Below are 17,015 nucleotides of genomic sequence, written 5' to 3'. Positions count from 1 at the left end.
CTGGCATCGGAATTCGCGCTGGAGCCGAACCCAGCTCGACGACACCGGCGTCACCTTCGCCATTCGCCGGCGAAGCAGGTGCCGGGCTGAAACGTCGACGCGGCGATGGAGCACCGAGCGAGCGTCTCGACATCGTGCCCATCGCCTCCGTTTCAAGACCCGCGCCGCGAAACGATGGCCAACCCGGTGATTTCGGCGGATGCGCGCCGCCGAGGCCTGCGGAAAATGGCGAGGCTTTGCCAGCCTTTGGCCCGTACGGGAACCATTGGCCATTCGGCGTTGCGCCATGGCGCGGGGGTGTTCAAGTGGGGCGCACAACCAAGGACCACTACTGAAGGACGGGCCTCTTGAACAAGCTGAACGCCACGCTTCGGACCCTGCTGACCGCAAGCTGCCTGCTCGCGGCGGTGCCATTCGCCTCCGCGCATTCCGGTAGTGCCACCCAGACCTTCGAGGGAGCCGCTTCCTGGTACGGGCCGGGCTTTCACGGGCGCCAGACCGCCAATGGCGAGACCTACGACATGAATAGCCTTACCGCCGCCCATCCGAGCCTGCCCTTCGGCACCCGCGTGCGCGTCACCAACGAGGCCACCGACGCGTCCGTGGTGGTGCGGATCAACGATCGTGGCCCCTACGCCAAGAACCGCATCATCGACCTGTCCAAGGGCGCGGCCGACGATATCGGCCTGCTCAGCAGCGGTGTCGGTCATGTCACGGTCGAGGTACTCGCCAGCGCCTGAGCCGCCTTGCAGTCGGCCAAAGCCGTGAAGGGACCAACCGTCGCCGGGCTCGCCTCATCCCCGTGGCTATGTATCGCTCGCTATTGCAAGAGTCCCCGCACAATGGCTTCGACCTGTGGCAGCCAACGCGAACCCGGCGTCCAATCCTCGTCTCTCTATAGGAACAGTCCGGCTCCGCCCGTCGCTCATGGCTTTCGCCCGAGCGTATCGGCCATCTCCGCGTTACGCTCTCCCATCGGCCTCACGCGCCCCCGCGTGGTGTCCCGCCTAGACTGATGCTCCATCTCGGCATTCAGCAGGGCGCCGAGCAGCACCACGAATGCCGTCATCCATATGTAGAGTAGCAGGATCACCACCCCGGCGAGCGCGCCGTAGGTCGGCTGGTAGCTGCCAAAATTGCGCACGAAAAGCGCGAAGAGCACCGAGCTTCCCAGCCAAAGCGCCGTGGCGATGACCGCGCCCGGCGTGACCCAGCTCCATCGCGGGGGCCTTCGCGCCGGCGCGTAACGATACAGCAGCCCCAGCGCCGCCATCGACAGCAGACCCAACACCAGCCAGCGCCCCACGCTGACGATGGTGTCGGTCCAGCCCGAGAGCCCCAACGCCTCCGCGGCCGGCGGCGCCGCCACTGCGAGTGCCAAGGCGGCAAGGGCCATCGCCGTCAGCACCGCCGTCAATCCCAGCGACACGAGGTTGCGCATGATGATGTTGCGCGACTCGTCCTCCGCATGCGCCATGTTGATGCCGCTGACGAGGTTGTCGATCCCGCGCGACGCCCAGAACAACGACAGCGCGAGGCTGATAACCGCCGTGGCCGTCGCCTGACCGGGGGCTTGGCTCACGAGCTCGACCGCCTGATCCCGCACCACCCCGAGCGGCTCGGCTGGGGCCAGCCCGTCCAGCGCGTCGATCTGGTCGATGACGAGTTCGGGGTCGAAGAACAGCCCGGCCAGCGACACCAGCATCGCGATCGCCGGGAACAGCGCCAGCATGCCGAAAAAGGCGACCCCCGCCGCGACCAGCGGGACGAGTTCCCGTCCGATCCGCCCGCTGACGCGCAGCCAGATGTCGCGCCAGCCCGCCGGATGGATCTGATCCGGCCGCCATGCCTCGCGCCCGCGGCCGCGCTCCTGCCCGGCCGCGTCGGGCGCCGCCGGCGCAGTCGGCCCTTCGCCCTCGGAATGCGGGTTCGCCCCTACGCCGGGCCCGGGCCCTTCACCACGTCGGTCCTGCATGCCTTCCGCCTTCTTCAGCGCCGCCAAGCGGGCAGCCCATGATATGGAACGCGAAAGGACCGGCCTTTGGTCCGCGTGGTGTCGCCATCCTTTGTCGCCGTCTTGGCGTTCAATACCTTAGCCGACCGGAAAGCTAAGGGGGCCCCACGAGAGATGCGGAAGTTCCGGTGGCAAACCTCGCAGCCTCTACGTCGCCTTGCTCCTTATCGAACGGTGCATTGCCGCCTTTCAGCGGAGGCCAGTCATGCAACGCCGGACCGCAGCGCTTGCTTCAGGCTTGATCACGGCAACGGCCCTGCCGTGCTCTGGAACTAGCTTCGTCCCGGCACCTTCCCTGCGCATGTCAGGTGCAGCGGCGCAGGACAATGCAGGGTCGCATGGCCTAGCCTGCCGCGACCTCCGACACAGCCAGCTCCGCCATCGCCCTGATCGCCTCGCGGCTGTCGGCCACGGCGATGAAGCGGCCGTTGTGGCAGAACTTCGCGCCCTTCACGCCCGACGCCTTTTCCAGCGCCTCGTCGGTCAGCCCCGCCCATGCGGCGGGCAAGTCGGCACGGGTCTCGAAGGTGTCGTCGCCGGTGCGGATCGTGGTCAGTGCCCAGTCGCTGCCGCGCGGATGGACGACGAACAGCAGGTGGTCGGCCCCCGCCGCCTCGACCCCGGCCCGGAACGGCATGCCCATGGGCAGCTCCAGCACCCGGCCCTCGCCCGCCGCCGCGATGGCCTCGGCAACCATTCCCTCGGCGCGCCGTTTCGCGGCCGAGCGACGGATGCGGGCATCGACGAAGGCACGCGCGATCGGCACGGCGGCGGCAAAGGCACGGTCGTCTGCGCCTTCCTGACAGTCATCGAAGGCGGGCTTCAGGCTTTCGAGCAACGCCGGTAGCGTCAGGCCGGAGAACAGCGGCCCCGCCGCTGAGGCGTCCACCGCGCCATTGTCGAGCAGATCGACGGGCAGCACGAAGCCACGGTCGAACGAGGCGTGGATCGCATCGATATCATGCTCGGGAACATCCAGCGCGCGCAGGTAGTCGCGGCCGTACTGCGCCCAGACCAACCCGAATGAGCTGTAGGGCTGGCCGTCCTCGCGCAGCGGGTTGGGCTTCTGGTGGTGATCGAAGATCCGCGCCACGGCGTCGTACTGACCGCCCACATCGTAGATGATCCGCCCCTCGCCGGGGGTGATCCAAGCCTTGTCACGGCTGCGCACCAGTTCGGCATCGGGGAACAGCCGGGTCAGGATGACCGAGGACAGGAGTTCGTCGGCGTGGAAGCCGCCCGAATGGGTGACGAGATGGGTGATGGTCATGGCTGATCCCTGAAACGAAACGGGCGGCCGTCAGGCCGCCCTCGGTAGAAGTCTATGGCGTCCGACCCTGCCGAACACTCTATGTTGTGGCATCCAGCCTCTTCGCCGGATCTTCACTGCGAAACCGCCTCAACTTGGGTCGGGTTTACAACAGTCAGTGAGTCCAGGCCCCGCGCCGGGTGGTCGAGAAGTTCTCGCCATAGCCGCCGGGGCGGATGTTGTGCTTGCGCACATGAGGTTCCTGCACGATCGCGTCGAGACCGTGCTTCTCGGCATAGGCCACCGCTGCCTCGCGGCTGTCGAAATACATCCGGACCTGGCTTTGCGTGTCGGTCGAGCTGGTCCAGCCCATCAGCGGGTCGATCTCGCGCTTGGACGCCGGCGCGTATTCGAGGATCCAGGCCTCGGTCTTGGCGGTGCCCGACTGGGTGGCGGTCCGGGCGGGTCTGTAGATCCGTGCGCGCATCATTGGTCCCTTCTGGTCTGGCGGCGTTATCGGCAAAACGGCGTCGCCATGCAAGCGGGCAAAGACGCCGCACCCCTCTTGCACAGGAACGAAAAGAGGCCAGATTGGTTCGGTCCCGAGGAGTCCGCCGATGCACAACAACTCGCCCGAACAGATGCCGATCCTGCACGCGCCCGCACCGGAGGTGAAGCGACGCGAAAAGCTCGAAGGCGGTAAGCGTTTTCGCATGCAAACCGAGTTCAGCGCCGCGGGCGACCAGCCCACCGCGATCACCGAGCTCGCGGGCGGTATCGAGACCGGCGAGCGCGACCAGGTGCTCTTGGGCGCCACCGGCACCGGCAAGACCTTCACCATGGCCAAGGTGATCGAGGAGACGCAGCGTCCGGCGATCATCCTCGCGCCGAACAAGACGCTCGCGGCCCAGCTCTATGGCGAGTTCAAGGGCTTCTTCCCGGACAACGCGGTCGAGTATTTCGTCTCGTATTACGACTACTACCAGCCCGAAGCCTACGTGCCGCGCTCGGACACCTTCATCGAGAAGGAAAGCCAGATCAACGAGCAGATCGACCGGATGCGCCACTCCGCCACCCGCGCACTTCTGGAGCGTGACGACGTGATCATCGTGGCCTCCGTGTCGTGCATCTACGGCATCGGCAGCGTCGAGACCTACGGCGCGATGACGGTCGATCTGCACAAGGGCAAGAATTACGAGCAGCGCGCCGTGATGGCCGACCTGGTGGCGCAGCAATACCGGCGCAACGACGCGGCCTTCGCGCGCGGCTCGTTCCGGGTGCGCGGCGACAGCCTCGAGGTCTGGCCCGCCCACCTCGAGGACCGGGCTTGGCGGCTGTCCTTCTTCGGCGACGAGCTGGAGAGCATTACCGAATTCGATCCGCTCACCGGTTCGAAGACCGACGAGTTCGACCGCATCCGCATCTACGCCAACAGCCACTACGTGACGCCGCGCCCGACCATGGCGCAGGCGATCAAGGGCATCAAGGCGGAGCTGAAGACCCGGCTCGACCAGCTCGTCGGCGAGGGCAAGCTTCTGGAGGCGCAGCGGCTCGAGCAGCGCACGCATTTCGATCTCGAGATGCTGGAGGCCACGGGGGTCTGCAACGGCATCGAGAACTACTCGCGCTACCTGACGGGCCGCGCCCCGGGCGAGCCGCCCCCCACCCTGTTCGAGTTCATCCCCGACAACGCCATCGTCTTCGCCGACGAGAGCCACGTCTCGGTGCCGCAGATCGGCGGCATGTATCGCGGCGACTACCGGCGCAAGTTCACCCTCGCCGAGCATGGCTTCCGCCTGCCCTCCTGCATGGACAACCGCCCGCTCAAGTTCGAGGAGTGGGACGCGATGCGCCCGCAATCGATCTTCGTCTCGGCCACGCCCTCGGCGTGGGAGCTGGAGCAGGCGGGCGGCGTCTTCACCGAGCAGGTGATCCGCCCTACCGGCCTTCTGGATCCGCAGATCGAGATCCGGCCGGTCAAGACGCAGGTGGACGATCTGCTCGACGAGATCCGCAAGGTGACGGCGCGCGGCTACCGGACGCTGTGCACCACGCTGACCAAGCGCATGGCCGAGGACCTGACCGAGTACCTGCACGAGCAGGGCATCAAGGTGCGCTACATGCATTCCGACATCGACACGATCGAGCGGATCGAGATCCTGCGCGACCTGCGCCTCGGCGCCTTCGACGTGCTGATCGGCATCAACCTGCTGCGCGAGGGGCTCGACATCCCCGAATGCGGGCTGGTGGCGATCCTCGACGCCGACAAGGAAGGCTTCCTGCGCTCCGAGACCTCGCTCATCCAGACCATCGGGCGGGCCGCGCGCAACGCCGACGGCCGGGTCATCATGTATGCCGACCGGATCACCGGCTCCATGGAGCGCGCGATGGCCGAGACCGAGCGCCGGCGCGAGAAGCAGATCGCCTATAACGAGGAGCACGGCATCACCCCGGCCACCGTCAAGAAGAACGTCGAGGACATCCTCGCCGGTCTCTACAAGGGCGATGTCGACATGAACCGGGTCACCGCCAAGGTCGACAAGCCGATGGCGGGGGCGAACCTGCAGGCGGTGCTGGAGGGGCTCAAGACCGACATGCGCAAGGCCGCCGAGAACCTCGAATTCGAGGAGGCGGCGCGGCTGCGCGACGAGGTGAAGCGTCTCGAAGCGGTCGATCTGATGGTCTCGGACGACCCGATGGCGCGCCAGCAGGCGGTCGAGCGCGCCTCGGAGGCGGCGGTGAAATCCTCAGGCCGCTCCACCGCCGGTCGGCCCGGCCAGCGTGGCGGCAACGTGCAGCGCACCAAGAACCGCAAGCCGCGCTGAGCGCGGCTTGCCGATCCGATGCGCCTATTTCGCGATTGCCCGAACCAGCGCCAGCACCAGCGCCGCGCCGATCAGCGCCACGATCACCACCACCAGCAACCCACCGGCCGCGAGCAGCGTCACGCCCAGCGCCGCCAGCACGAATGGCGTGGCCATCGCCGCCAGTGCGCCGACGATCATGTAGAGCGCCATGTTGCGCCCGCCCGCGAGCTTGCTCGCCAGCCAGCCCGTGGCGAGCCCCACAAGCGCGAGTATCACCAGCGCCGCGACGCCGATGCCCTGCAAGAGCTCTTCCATGAGCCATCTCCCCTTGTTGTTTCCACGAGCCTAGCGCGAGACGTTGGCCGGGAAAGGGGCAACGATGCACGAGGATCGCGGCCCCCAGCGGCCCGGCACCGCGTTTCGATGACCACAGCCTGATGGAGCCCCGATGACCGATGACGTCACAGCCGCGCTGATCCTCGGCGCCGCCGTCTGGGAGAGCGGCCCCTCGCCCACGCTGCAACGGCGCACGGCGCATGCCGCGGCGCTCTACCACGCGGGCCGCGTCGCGTATCTGGTGCCCTGCGGCGGGCTCGGGCGACACCCGCCGAGCGAAGGCGAGGCGATGCGGGACCTGTTGCTGGAAGCCGGCGTGCCCGACACCGCGATCCATCCCGAGACCACCTCGCGCGATACGCTGGAAAACATCCGTAACGCGCTGCCGATCCTGAGGCGGATCGGCGCATCGCGGGTTATCATCGTCACCGACGCGCCGCATCTGCCGCGGGCCCTGATGGTGGCGCGGCGGCTGGGCCTCAGGGCGCGTGGAAGCGCCCCGCGCGGCGGCGCGCGGATCGGCACCCAGACCCGGATGGCGCTGCGCGAAATCCCCGCCTGCGCTGCCTATCTGTGGCGGCTGCGGCGGCTTTAAGACGGGCTTAACCCTCTGCGTCACAGCCTCGTTGGAAGGCTGCGCCGGGGGGCTGCATGATTCGGGCCGTGTTGCTGTCGCTCGTGATCGTCCTGACCGGCGCGATGGCCCGGGCCGGGGCCTGGCCCCGCGAGGAGGGCGAGCTGTTCCTGTCCTTCGGCGGCAACGTGGCCCTGTTCGGCGACGCGGTCCGGCCGGTGCATTACGACCCGACCATCTATCTCGAATACGGGCTGACCGAGCGTCTGACCCTCGGGCTCGACGGCTATACCGCCGATGCGGGCACCGCAGGCAGCCTCTTCGCCTGGCTGCGCGTGCCATGGCGCCCCGATGCGACCGGGGACGTCTGGGCGGTCTCGGCGGGCTTGGGCACGACGCTGCTGCCCGACGGCGCGCAGGAGGCGACGAGCCGGCTCGGCCTGCATTGGGGGCGCGGGCTGGAGAATGGCTGGCTCGCGCTCGACGCGCAGGGCCAGCTCGGCGTCACCCGCCTGTCGCATCAGGCCAAGATCGAGGCGAGCTGGGGCCGCGAGTTCACCCCCCGTTGGACCGGCCTGATGCAGGGCCAGATCGGCTACGGGCTGTCGGGCGACACCTACGCCAAGATCGGCGCCTCCGGCATACTGCATGCGACACCGAGACTCGACCTGCGGCTCGGCCTCACCCGCGCCCTGACCGGCGATCGCGGCGGTGGACTGACGCTCGAGGCTTGGTGGCGGTTCTAGAGGCTTGATCGGCGCGGCGCGTCGCGACAGGCTCCGTGCATGGCAGATCTCGTCCGCCCCACCGATGACGGCGCCCGTCGGCAGGCCCAGCGCCTGTTCGGCACGGCGCGGCATGGCGCGCTGGGCGTGATCGACCCCGTCAACGGAGCGCCGCAGGTCAGCCGCGTGGCGCTGCGCCCGGATGGCGCGGACCTGCTGATGCTGGTCTCGACCCTGTCGCGTCACTGGGCCGCGCTCGAGGCCCGGCCCGACTGCTCGCTGCTGCTCGGAGAGCCCGGCCCCGAGGGCGACCCCCTCGCCGCGCCCCGCCTGACCCTCGCCGCGCGGGCCGCGATGGCACAGAAGGAAGCGTTGAAGTCCGAATGGCTCGCCTGGCATCCGAAGGCTGCGCTCTATTACGACTTCGCCGATTTCAAGCTGATGCGGCTGGAGGTGAGCCACGGCTTTCTGGTCGGCGGTTTCGGCCGCGCCTTCGAGCTGTCGCGCGCCGATCTGGAAAACTCGAAGGGTCCCGGTTGACACCGCTGCCGAGTCGGGCCAGATACGCTCCCAGTGGGGTCGTAGCTCAGTTGGGAGAGCGCGTCGTTCGCAATGACGAGGTCAGGGGTTCGATCCCCCTCGACTCCACCAATATCCCTCTCCTCGACACGAAAACGGCGCCGTAGCTCGTGCCACGACGCCGTAAGGTCTGCATGAGCCCATCGGCTCAGACGGGCATGGCCCGGTCCTGACTGGCGGAGTTCGCATTGGCGACGCTTTGCGCCGCCTTGCGGGCAAAGTCGCTACCGGCCAGCGCCGCCTTGCCGGCCTCCTGAGTCAGATCGGCCCCCTCTTCGGCCATTTCGCGGGCCTTGGGAAGAAAGGCGTTCATCATCGACGTCTGCATGTCGAACGCGGTGCTCCACATCTTGAAACCGGCCTGCCACATCTGCAGCGGCATGGTGAAATAGCGGTTGTCCATCTCTTGGACCTTTCCTGGGAGGTGAGTGCGCCCCCTCAACCCATGGATGCGCCGGCGCGTTCCGGGGCCAGCGTGGCCCCAGCGGAAACCGGCCGTCAGCGGCTCATCTTCAGGAAATTCGGGCCCCGGCGCGCCAGACGCTTGTTGTTCGAGGCGGTGCGGCGCTGCAACGGCATCATCGCCGCCATGGCGATCTGGTCCGGGCGCTTGCCGGACCATATGGCCCGGTTGCCTGCCAGTATCGCCTCGGCGAAGGCCGGGCCCTTCTCATCCACCATGCGGTCGTTCTCGGTCCCCGTCACGGCCCAAAGCCCGGCCATCCCCATCAGGCGGTATGCCATGACCGCCTGTGTTTCAGCCATCAGAGTCCAGAAAGTCATCGACGTGCGCGCCAGTTCGGCCGGGGTCGCCATTTTGGTCATCTTCCGCTCCGGAAACAACGCCCGCAGAACGCGGGCAGACACGGCACGACGCACAAGCCCCCCTGCGGGTTCCTGCAATCCCGATATGCAGGGCCGGTCACGCGGGCTGATCTATGCGCACGCTGCAGCGCATCTCTCCCGAGACGGCGGTGTCGAACACGATGCGGAATTTGCGCCGGTCATTGCCATGTTCCGGGTCGATCCAAGGCAGCTCGTGCACGCTGTTGCCCCCGACATCGGCAAGCCGCCCGACCGGTACCGCCGCCTCGATCACCCGCGCCCGGCCGCCGAACGGCAGATGCGGCGCGGTGTCGACCACCCAGATCCGCGCCGGCGCGGGCTCCGCATGGGCCAGGCTGGCGGGGTTGCGCACCGGCTGGTTCACCCCGTGAAACGCGTTGCCCGAGAAGGTGATGTCGCGCATCCGGCCATAGTTGAGATCGGCGAAGCTGGTATCGACCCGCTCGACGCGGTCGACATATCCGTTGAAGGCCCGGAACGCATTTCCGGTGACGTGCAGCCCGTGGATGAAATGCCCCGGTCCGCGCGGCTTGACGACGATCCAGTTGAACCAGCGCGCCGCATCCGTGAAGATGAAGATGTTGCCGATGATCGTCAGCCCGCCGAAGCTGAACTGCTGCCCCAGAGCAGGGCTCTCGTCATGCTCGTTGCTCCACTCGATGAAGTTGTTGTCGATGTAGTTGCCGACGATCAGCGTCGCCGGGTTCGGCCGGGTCAGGATGATGCCCCCCTTGCGCACGCCGTCAGTTTCCGAGTCTCCATGAAACCAGTGGTTGTTCGAGATCAGGTTCCCGGTGCCCGCCAGCACGCAGAAATGCTCGAACAGCACGATCCGGCTGTCGCGGATTTTCACATCGTTGGCGTTGGCGTTGAAGCACAGCGTTTTCCGCTGCTCCACCGGCAGGCCCTGCTCGTTCGAGAGGAACTGGCAGCGGTCGATCATCATTCCCTGGCAGCCGCTGCCATGGGAGGTGAGGCCACGGTCGCGCGGCTTGGTCACGAAGCAGTCGCGCAGGTGAAAGGTGAGTCCGGCGGGCGGCAGGATGATGCCGCTGGCGACACCGCTGCACTGGAACTCGATGTCATCGAAGACGAACTGGCTCAGATCCTTGAAACCCGAGAAATCGATCAGGTAGCGAAACCGGGTGAAGGTGAAGACCTGCACCCCTTCGGCATCGAACAGCGGCTGGCTCAGGGTGATCCGCCGGTTCGCCACGTCGACCGATTTCACATAGACCTCGCGCCCCACCCCGTTGCCGGTGACGAGGCTACCCGGCGCGATGTCGGAGATGTTGGCGACCTCGGCGAGACGGGTCGGGTTGGAAGGCGAATAGCTGGCCTGCGCCCGCACCACCCGGGGCGTCCACGCGGCCCCGTCGATCGGCTGGAACTGGCCGTTGCGCACGACCCGCCGCGTGGCAAAGGTCTCGCGATCGGGCACGGCGGCAGCCATGTCGAAGGGCTTCGACAGGCTGATCCGGCGGCCCTCGAGATCGAGCGAGTCGTGGTCCGAGAAGCTCAGAAGAGCCTGGAACGCCTTGGTGAAGGCCAGCTCCTCGTCGCCCAGCGCGTCAAGATAGGCCCCGAAGCGGAAATCGCGCTGCAGGATCAGCTTGGCCGCGCCCGCCGGCAGCACGGTGCCGACAAAGCGCACATGGCTGCGGAAGGTGACGTTGCTCGCGATGCGATAGCTCCCCTCCGGGACCAGTACCGTGCGTTGGCCGCCTGCCGCCGCGTCGGCGGCCTCGAAGGCGGCGGCGTCGTCGCCGGTGCCGTCGCCCCGCGCGCCGAAATCGCGCACATCGACCACCGCCGCGAGATCGGCCGCGAAGAGATGCGTGACATCGTCGAACACCAGATCGTCGAGGCGCACCACCCCGCCCGAAGGTCCGGTGAGGTCGACCCCGAGATGCCCGAGATCGGCGCCGGTCCAGACCAGATCGACCCCGGCCTGCCGCCCCGGCCCGATGATCGCCGAGACCTCGACCACCTCGCCATAGGCGGCGAGCTGGGTCACGGGCCCCGTCCCCTCGACGCCGCCGAGCTGGGTGCCGTCGGCGCGGCCGGCCCAGCCCGCGATGCGCAGTCCCGGCATCGGCCCCGACAACGCCTTCGCACGCGCCCGCACCCGGATGTAGAGGCCGGGCCGCATCGGCGTCTCGCCCATGTAGCGCAGCTTCTGGACCGCCGTGGTCTTGAGGATCTCCAACGCGCCGCCAAAATCCTGATCGGCGGGCACGAAAACGCCGCTACCGGACTGGGCATAGGTGTCCGAGCCGGGCGTACCGTCGCCGCTCGACCACACCTCCAACCCTGCGGCGAACGGCGTCGGCATCAATGCATCCAAGATCGGCATGGCGGTCTGGCCCCTGTCGCTGCGGCGGGCCGAAGGCGACAAGGCCCCCCTGCCCGTCGCCATCCCGGCCCGCCCGGTCCGCGTCCATGCGGCCTCGAAGGCCACCGGACAGGAGACAGGATTACCGCCTTTGCATGAACGCACCCGTCATGCACCGCGCGGCCAGACTCGGGCTGCGCAACGCCTCAGACGCCCAGCCCGGGCGCCGCCAAAAGGGTCACACCGTCGATGCGCCAGCCCTGCGGCGTCTCGATCATCCGGTATTCGAGCAGATGCGGCACGCCGCGCGCATCGCGTATCAACACCGTCTGGAACGAGGCATCGCTCTCCTCGCGCAGGCTCATGAAGCGCGCGCTGTCATTGTCCCAGACCATTGGATAGCCCTGTTCGACCATGCGGCCGAAATTCTCCGGGTTGTCGAAGAGACGCTGGATCATCTCGCTAGCATGCGCGAAGGCGCCATCAAGATCGCGCGCGGTAAAGTCGGACAGCTGATCCCCGATCACCTCGGGGATCGTCATCTCGCTTGCCTGCTGTGCCACTGCCGCGACCGTCAGCGTTCCAAAGAGCGCCAGCGCCGCCCAACCCATTCGCATCGTTCGATCTCCGTTCGTTCGGACTATATACGAATGAGAGCGGAACAAGGTTTCACCTAAAGGGCGCTCACCTTGCTGGTTCGTGGAACCGCCATGTAACGCCATGGTTTTGTTTCACCACCCTTCGGAGAAACCATGCCGTTTCGGATCACGCCCGAAGATGCCAGTTTGAAGGCCACGCTGCGCCGGATCATGTCCGAACGCGGCGACCGGGCGGGCGGCAAGCTCGCCGTGCTTCCGGCCGACGAGGCCGTCCACGCGCTGCGGAAGGACGCGCGCAAGCTGCGCGCCGTTCTGCGGCTGGCGCGGCCGGGAATGGCGGATTTCAAATCGGCGAATGGCCGTCTGCGCGATGCGGCCCGCACCCTGTCGGGGCACCGAGACGCCGCCGTCAGGGTCGAGACGTTCGAGGCGCTGATCGATCACTACGCGGACGAACTCGACCGTCGCGCCTTCGCGGGGCTGCGCAGCGCGCTTCATCGCGAGGCGCGTGCCGCCGATCGGGGGACAGCGGCCGATCTCGACGCCATGGTTGCGGCGCTTGAGGAGACGGCGCGTCGCAGCGGCGAATGGGAGATCCGCGGCAAGGGGCGCGACCTGCTGCGCGAAGGGCTGGCACGTACGCTGCGGCGCGGCCACGCGGCACTCAAGGAAGCCGAGCGCGATCCGACACCGGAGCGGCTGCATGAGCTGCGCAAGCGGGCCAAGGATCACCGCGCCCAGATGAGGCTCTTGCGCCCAGCCTGGCCCCAGATGATCGGCGCGCGGGAAAAGACCGCCAAGCGGCTGGCGACTCTGATCGGCGATCACTACGATCTCGACGCGCTGTGCGGCTTCGTCGCCGAGCGCGCCCTGCCCCGCGACGAGACGGCGCGCGGCGCGCTTTGCGCACTTGCGGCGCGGCGACAAAAGGAGCTGGCGGCGCAGGCGATGCCATTGGCCCGCAGGCTCTTCGGCGAGCCGCCGGACGAGGTGGCGGCGCGGATCGTGGAAACTTGGCGGCTGTGGCGTCGCGAAACCAAGGATCTCAGGTAGCGCCAGAATGCCCTGCGCGCGGCCCCTCAGGGCCCACACGCAGGGCCATGCGACCTCAGGCGGAGAGCTCGCCCGCCAGCGCCCGGTCGATCAGCGCAATCGTGTTCTCGACGCCGTAAAGCGCGATGAAGCCACCGAAGCGCGGCCCCTCGGAGGCACCGAGCAGCACTTCGTAGAGCGCCTTGAACCAGGCGCGCATCGGCTCGAACGCCCGCTCGCGGCCTACCGCGAAGACCTCGGATTGCAGCCCGTCGGCATCCGCCCCACCGTCCCACGCGGCAAGCCGCGCGCGCAGGTCCTCGAGCGCGGCACGCTCCTCGTCGGTGGGCGCGCGGTAGGTCTTGGTCGGCTTCACGCGATCCTCGTAATAGCGGATCGCGAAGCCCGCCGCGTTATCGAGGCCGGGATGCGTTTCGGGACTGGCTTCGGGCGCGTAGCGACGGATGAAGCCCCACAGCGTGTCCTTGTCCTCGGCGCCCGACACCGAGACGAGGTTCAAGAGCATCTGGAACGGCACCACCATGTCCGAGGCGGGCACCTCGCCCTGATGGATGTGGTGGACCGGGTTGGCGAGCTGTGCCTTGAGGTCCTGCCCCGGATAGGCGCGCAGCTGCTGGTGATATTCGTCCACCATCTTGGGGATGACGTCGAAATGCATCCGCTTCGCGGTCTTGGGCTTGAGATACATGAAGTAGCTCAGGGAATCCGTCGAGGCGTAGCTCAGCCATTCGTCCATGGTCAGGCCGTTGCCCTTGGACTTGGAGATCTTCTGGCCCTGATCGTCAAGGAACAGCTCGTAGGTGAAGTGGTGCGGCGCGCGGCCGCCCAGCACCTTGCAGATGCCGTCATAAATCGGGGTGTTGGTCGAGTGGTCCTTGCCATACATCTCGAAATCGACGCCGAGCGCGGCCCAGCGCGCGCCGAAATCGGGCTTCCACTGCAGCTTCACGTTGCCGCCGGTGACGGGCAGCGTCCATTCGCGTCCGTCCTCGTCGTCGAAGGTGACGGTGTGCTCCTTGGCATCGACGTGCTTCATCGGCACGTAGAGCACGCGGCCCGTCTCCGGGTGGATCGGCAGGAAGCACGAATAGGTCTCGCGCCGCTCGTCGCGCAAGCTCTTCAGCATGATCGCCATGATGTCGTCATAGCGCTCGGTGGCGAGCTTGAGCGTGTCGTCGAACTTGCCCGTGCGATAGAACTCGGTCGCCGAGATGAACTCGTACTCGAAGCCGAAGGTGTCGAGGAAGCGGCGCAGCATGGCGTTGTTGTGCCCGCCGAAGCTGTCATGCGTGCCGAAAGGATCGGGCACACTCGTCAGCGGCCGCTGCAGGTTCTCGTGCATCATCTCCTGCTGGGGCACATTCTCGGGTACCTTGCGCATGCCGTCGAGATCGTCCGAGAAGCAGACCAGCCGCGTCGGGATGTCCGAGATCGCCTCGAAGGCGCGGCGGATCATCGTGGTACGCAGCACCTCGCCGAAGGTGCCGATATGCGGCAGGCCCGACGGGCCATAGCCGGTCTCGAACAGCACGTAGCCCTTCTCGGGGTCCTTGCCGCCCAGCCGTTTCAAGAGTGCGCGCGCCTCCTCGAAGGGCCAGGCCTTGCTCTGCATCGCCGCGTCGCGCATCTCGGACATCGTGTCACCTCTTGGGAATGATCTCGGCTCTCCTATTGCGGGGGGGTCACGGCGTCAATAAATTGGCCCGTGAATGCAAGGAGCAGGACCCATGAGCGACACCCCTTCCCTGACCGCGCAGGATGCGCTGGTGGCGCTGATGATCGCCGTCTCGGCCTCGGACGAGAACATTCGCACCTCGGAGCTCGTGAAAATCTCCAACATGGTCAACCACCTGCCGGTCTTCGCCGATTACGGCGACGATCTCTCGGCCATCTCCAGCACGGTGTTCGACCTGCTGGAACAGGAGGACGGGCTCGACGCGCTGTTTGGGCTGATCCGCGAGGCGCTGCCCGAGCGGCTCTACGAGACCGCCTATGCGCTGGCTTGCGACGTCGCCGCCGCCGACGGCAACGTTACCGAGGGCGAAGGGCGGATGCTCGAGGAGATCCGCTACGAGCTGTCGATCGACCGGCTGCACGCCGCGGCGATCGAGCGCGGCGCGCGGGCGCGGCATCTCACCGTCTGAGCGGACCCCGCCGGGCGGGATGCGCGTTCAGCGGGCATAGCCATGAAAGGGCCGTGCCATGCGCATCTTCGGACTGATCGTCTTCCTGCTCGACCTCTACGCCATCTGGAACGTCATCACCTCCTCCGCCTCGACCGGCAAGAAGGTGCTCTGGACGCTCGCCATCCTGATCCTGCCGGTGCTGGGCCTGATCGTGTGGTTCTTCATGGGGCCGCGCGGCCGCGGCGCCCGGATCTGACGGGCGGGCCCCGGCGCGGGCTCCGCTGGCCCTAATTGGTGGTTTCCGCCTTGGCCGAATAGGCGATACCCCAGCGCTGCAGCAGCCGTTGCTGCAGCCACTTGGCGCGGCTGTTATAGGTCCGCGCGCCCTCGGGGCGTTCCTCCTCCTCGTCTTGCGCGTCGATCCGGCGCGCGACATCGCCCGAGAAGATCGCGAAGGCGATGTCGCGCCCGCCCAGCGTCCGCTCGTAGCCCGCCAGCGCGCTGACGAAGTTCAGCGTGCCGGTCTTGGCCACCACCACGCCCGGCGGCCGCGGCAGCGCCTCGCCGCGCGGGCCAAAGAGGCGGATCGACTTCAGCAGCGGCCGCAACTCCTCGCGCGCCTGCGGCGTGGCGAGGATCTTGGCCATCTGCATGGCGCTGATCCGGCTGGCGCCGCCCAGCCCCGAATGATCGACGAGGTCCGGCGCCGCACCAAAGCGCGCCTCGACCCAGTCCGACATGGCCCGTCCCGATCCGGGCAGATCGGTCACGCCGGTGCCGCGCGCGACCGAGGCCGCGAGGCCGATCTGCTCGGCGATAAGGTTGGTCGAATAGAGCAGCATGTCGCGGATCAGCTTGGTCAGATCGGCGCTTTGGTGCCGCACCAGAACCGTGCCGCGCGGCGCCGAGGCCGCCTCGGAGACGGTTCCGAGCTCGATCCCCTGCTCCTCGGCCAGCGCAGCGAAGACCTGCCCTGCATAGAGCGCCGGGCGGCGCACCGGCAGCCAGCGCGAGCCGCTGTCGCCGAGATAGCGGCGGCCTACGGTCCAGACGTCGACGCCGTCCTCCTGCGCGTAGGTGTAGACCGGCGTGCCGCGATCCACCGCCTCCATCGTCGCCAGAGAGACCTCTGGGCGGGTGTTGGTGCCACGTGCATCGAGCGACAGCTCGTAGTCGCCGCCCGATCGCGCCCACGAGAAATAGATGCGGTTGTAGTTGAGGTTGAGCCCCGAGACCGCCGGGTTGTACCCCAGATGCGGCAGCTGCACCGGGTCGATCTGGCTCTGCTGCGGCACCGCGCCGCCCCAGACCGCTAACCCGCCGGCGACGCCGCGGACGCCCATCGCCTTGAGTTTGAGCGCCATCTCGGCCAACGCGTCCGTATCCAGCGTCGGATCGCCGGTCCCGGCGAGCACGAGGTCGCCCTGCACGATGCCGTTCTCGATCGGCCCGGTGGCCACGAGCGTGGTCTCGAAGCGGAAATCGCCGCCGAGCGCCTCAAGCGCGTAGAGCGCGGTGATCGCCTTGGCCACCGAAGCCGGCGGCAGCCGCGTATAGGCGTCATGCTGGTCGAGGATCTCGCCCGTGCGGGCGTCGAGCGCGACAAAGCCGGTGCGGCCGCCAAGTCGCGCCTCCTCGACGAAGCGGGCGGTGGAATCACGCAGCTTCGGACGCAGCCCGGAGGGCTGCGCATCGAGCGCCACGGCGCCATCGGGCCGGGCCTGCGGGCGCAAAGAGGTCAATGGCTGCGCCATCGTGGCGGAGGCGGCCAT

General features: G+C 67.6%; 18 protein-coding genes and 1 tRNA gene. 9 read left to right on the top strand and 10 right to left on the bottom strand.

All coding sequences use genetic code 11. The annotated features are described in order from the left end of the window. Positions 1–347: 347 nt before the first annotated feature. The gene (locus LOS8367_RS05775) at positions 348–740 is read left to right on the top strand and encodes a septal ring lytic transglycosylase RlpA family protein (protein WP_207569228.1); all 393 of its coding nucleotides are present in this window, start codon (positions 348–350) and stop codon (positions 738–740) included. Between the two features lie 185 nt (positions 741–925). Here the strand turns inward: LOS8367_RS05775 and LOS8367_RS05770 are convergent, their stop codons facing one another. The 3 genes from LOS8367_RS05770 to LOS8367_RS05760 form a co-directional block, all read right to left on the bottom strand. Further along, complete coding sequence (locus LOS8367_RS05770; RefSeq protein WP_133056292.1) at positions 926–1,975, bottom strand: YihY/virulence factor BrkB family protein; 1,050 nt, start codon at positions 1,973–1,975, stop codon at positions 926–928. A 382-nt stretch (positions 1,976–2,357) separates the two neighbouring features. Beyond that, a complete protein-coding gene (locus LOS8367_RS05765) occupies positions 2,358–3,284 on the bottom strand; it encodes an MYG1 family protein (protein WP_085895547.1) in 927 nt (308 codons plus the stop codon). A 154-nt stretch (positions 3,285–3,438) separates the two neighbouring features. Further along, on the bottom strand, positions 3,439–3,750 hold the full coding sequence (locus tag LOS8367_RS05760; protein ID WP_085895881.1) for an ETC complex I subunit: 312 nt from the start codon (positions 3,748–3,750) through the stop codon (positions 3,439–3,441). Positions 3,751–3,880: 130 nt separating this feature from the next. Between LOS8367_RS05760 and uvrB the strand changes: the two genes are divergently transcribed. Then, the gene (uvrB, locus tag LOS8367_RS05755; protein WP_085895546.1) at positions 3,881–6,088 is read left to right on the top strand and encodes an excinuclease ABC subunit UvrB; all 2,208 of its coding nucleotides are present in this window, start codon (positions 3,881–3,883) and stop codon (positions 6,086–6,088) included. Between the two features lie 24 nt (positions 6,089–6,112). Here the strand turns inward: uvrB and LOS8367_RS05750 are convergent, their stop codons facing one another. Beyond that, positions 6,113–6,385: a GlsB/YeaQ/YmgE family stress response membrane protein gene (locus LOS8367_RS05750; protein WP_085895545.1), complete on the bottom strand. Its 273-nt coding sequence runs from the start codon at positions 6,383–6,385 to the stop codon at positions 6,113–6,115. 133 nt (positions 6,386–6,518) lie between these two features. Between LOS8367_RS05750 and LOS8367_RS05745 the strand changes: the two genes are divergently transcribed. The 4 genes from LOS8367_RS05745 (at position 6,519) to LOS8367_RS05730 (ending at position 8,356) form a co-directional block, all read left to right on the top strand. Beyond that, complete coding sequence (locus LOS8367_RS05745; RefSeq protein ID WP_085895544.1) at positions 6,519–7,001, top strand: YdcF family protein; 483 nt, start codon at positions 6,519–6,521, stop codon at positions 6,999–7,001. A gap of 56 nt (positions 7,002–7,057) precedes the next feature. Beyond that, positions 7,058–7,726: a hypothetical protein gene (locus tag LOS8367_RS05740; RefSeq protein ID WP_133056291.1), complete on the top strand. Its 669-nt coding sequence runs from the start codon at positions 7,058–7,060 to the stop codon at positions 7,724–7,726. Between the two features lie 39 nt (positions 7,727–7,765). Next, positions 7,766–8,245 (top strand): pyridoxamine 5'-phosphate oxidase family protein, encoded by a 480-nt coding sequence (locus LOS8367_RS05735; protein ID WP_085895542.1) that lies wholly within the window; start codon positions 7,766–7,768, stop codon positions 8,243–8,245. 35 nt (positions 8,246–8,280) lie between these two features. Next, positions 8,281–8,356 (top strand) — tRNA-Ala (locus LOS8367_RS05730). Positions 8,357–8,432: 76 nt separating this feature from the next. On the opposite strand, the gene LOS8367_RS05725 is transcribed toward LOS8367_RS05730, so the two are convergent. The 4 genes from LOS8367_RS05725 to LOS8367_RS05710 all read right to left on the bottom strand — a co-directional run bounded on the left by LOS8367_RS05725 (position 8,433) and on the right by LOS8367_RS05710 (position 12,082). Continuing rightward, a complete protein-coding gene (locus LOS8367_RS05725) occupies positions 8,433–8,687 on the bottom strand; it encodes a hypothetical protein (protein WP_085895541.1) in 255 nt (84 codons plus the stop codon). 95 nt (positions 8,688–8,782) lie between these two features. Further along, complete coding sequence (locus LOS8367_RS05720; RefSeq protein WP_242665514.1) at positions 8,783–9,109, bottom strand: antifreeze protein; 327 nt, start codon at positions 9,107–9,109, stop codon at positions 8,783–8,785. Between the two features lie 97 nt (positions 9,110–9,206). Further along, the gene (locus tag LOS8367_RS05715; RefSeq protein WP_242665513.1) at positions 9,207–11,465 is read right to left on the bottom strand and encodes a glycosyl hydrolase family 28-related protein; all 2,259 of its coding nucleotides are present in this window, start codon (positions 11,463–11,465) and stop codon (positions 9,207–9,209) included. Between the two features lie 206 nt (positions 11,466–11,671). Continuing rightward, positions 11,672–12,082 carry a DUF4864 domain-containing protein gene (locus LOS8367_RS05710; RefSeq protein ID WP_085895539.1) on the bottom strand — a complete coding sequence of 137 codons (411 nt, stop codon included), beginning with the start codon at positions 12,080–12,082 and terminating at the stop codon, positions 11,672–11,674. 135 nt (positions 12,083–12,217) lie between these two features. Between LOS8367_RS05710 and LOS8367_RS05705 the strand changes: the two genes are divergently transcribed. Then, positions 12,218–13,117, top strand: a complete 900-nt coding sequence (locus LOS8367_RS05705) for a CHAD domain-containing protein (protein ID WP_085895538.1) — start codon at positions 12,218–12,220, stop codon at positions 13,115–13,117. A 55-nt stretch (positions 13,118–13,172) separates the two neighbouring features. Here the strand turns inward: LOS8367_RS05705 and LOS8367_RS05700 are convergent, their stop codons facing one another. Then, complete coding sequence (locus LOS8367_RS05700) at positions 13,173–14,753, bottom strand: lysine--tRNA ligase (RefSeq protein WP_085895537.1); 1,581 nt, start codon at positions 14,751–14,753, stop codon at positions 13,173–13,175. 91 nt (positions 14,754–14,844) lie between these two features. On the opposite strand from LOS8367_RS05700, the gene LOS8367_RS05695 reads away from it, so the two are divergent. Further along, positions 14,845–15,261, top strand: coding sequence for a tellurite resistance TerB family protein (locus LOS8367_RS05695; protein WP_085895536.1), 417 nt, complete (start codon positions 14,845–14,847; stop codon positions 15,259–15,261). 58 nt (positions 15,262–15,319) lie between these two features. After that, a complete protein-coding gene (locus LOS8367_RS05690; RefSeq protein WP_085895535.1) occupies positions 15,320–15,499 on the top strand; it encodes a PLD nuclease N-terminal domain-containing protein in 180 nt (59 codons plus the stop codon). A 31-nt stretch (positions 15,500–15,530) separates the two neighbouring features. Here the strand turns inward: LOS8367_RS05690 and dacB are convergent, their stop codons facing one another. After that, positions 15,531–17,015 (bottom strand): D-alanyl-D-alanine carboxypeptidase/D-alanyl-D-alanine endopeptidase, encoded by a 1,485-nt coding sequence (gene dacB / locus LOS8367_RS05685; RefSeq protein WP_085895879.1) that lies wholly within the window; start codon positions 17,013–17,015, stop codon positions 15,531–15,533.

Source organism: Limimaricola soesokkakensis (assembly GCF_900172345.1).
GTDB classification, from domain to species: Bacteria; Pseudomonadota; Alphaproteobacteria; order Rhodobacterales; family Rhodobacteraceae; genus Limimaricola; species Limimaricola soesokkakensis.
The sequence above is the reverse complement of the archived record's forward strand: the minus strand, read 5'-3'. Positions and strand labels throughout refer to the sequence as shown.

Coding starts and splice junctions, on each gene's coding strand:
- LOS8367_RS05750 (WP_085895545.1), bottom strand. CDS start 6,385: ATGGAAGAGCTCTTGCAGGGCATCGGCGTCGCGGCGCTGGTGATACTC.
- LOS8367_RS05705 (WP_085895538.1), top strand. CDS start 12,218: ATGCCGTTTCGGATCACGCCCGAAGATGCCAGTTTGAAGGCCACGCTG.
- LOS8367_RS05735 (WP_085895542.1), top strand. CDS start 7,766: ATGGCAGATCTCGTCCGCCCCACCGATGACGGCGCCCGTCGGCAGGCC.
- LOS8367_RS05700 (WP_085895537.1), bottom strand. CDS start 14,753: ATGTCCGAGATGCGCGACGCGGCGATGCAGAGCAAGGCCTGGCCCTTC.
- LOS8367_RS05760 (WP_085895881.1), bottom strand. CDS start 3,750: ATGCGCGCACGGATCTACAGACCCGCCCGGACCGCCACCCAGTCGGGC.
- LOS8367_RS05740 (WP_133056291.1), top strand. CDS start 7,058: ATGATTCGGGCCGTGTTGCTGTCGCTCGTGATCGTCCTGACCGGCGCG.
- LOS8367_RS05770 (WP_133056292.1), bottom strand. CDS start 1,975: ATGCAGGACCGACGTGGTGAAGGGCCCGGGCCCGGCGTAGGGGCGAAC.
- dacB (WP_085895879.1), bottom strand. CDS start 17,015: ATGGCCGCCTCCGCCACGATGGCGCAGCCATTGACCTCTTTGCGCCCG.
- uvrB (WP_085895546.1), top strand. CDS start 3,881: ATGCACAACAACTCGCCCGAACAGATGCCGATCCTGCACGCGCCCGCA.
- LOS8367_RS05725 (WP_085895541.1), bottom strand. CDS start 8,687: ATGGACAACCGCTATTTCACCATGCCGCTGCAGATGTGGCAGGCCGGT.
- LOS8367_RS05765 (WP_085895547.1), bottom strand. CDS start 3,284: ATGACCATCACCCATCTCGTCACCCATTCGGGCGGCTTCCACGCCGAC.
- LOS8367_RS05745 (WP_085895544.1), top strand. CDS start 6,519: ATGACCGATGACGTCACAGCCGCGCTGATCCTCGGCGCCGCCGTCTGG.
- LOS8367_RS05690 (WP_085895535.1), top strand. CDS start 15,320: ATGCGCATCTTCGGACTGATCGTCTTCCTGCTCGACCTCTACGCCATC.
- LOS8367_RS05695 (WP_085895536.1), top strand. CDS start 14,845: ATGAGCGACACCCCTTCCCTGACCGCGCAGGATGCGCTGGTGGCGCTG.
- LOS8367_RS05720 (WP_242665514.1), bottom strand. CDS start 9,109: ATGACCAAAATGGCGACCCCGGCCGAACTGGCGCGCACGTCGATGACT.
- LOS8367_RS05710 (WP_085895539.1), bottom strand. CDS start 12,082: ATGCGAATGGGTTGGGCGGCGCTGGCGCTCTTTGGAACGCTGACGGTC.
- LOS8367_RS05715 (WP_242665513.1), bottom strand. CDS start 11,465: ATGCCGACGCCGTTCGCCGCAGGGTTGGAGGTGTGGTCGAGCGGCGAC.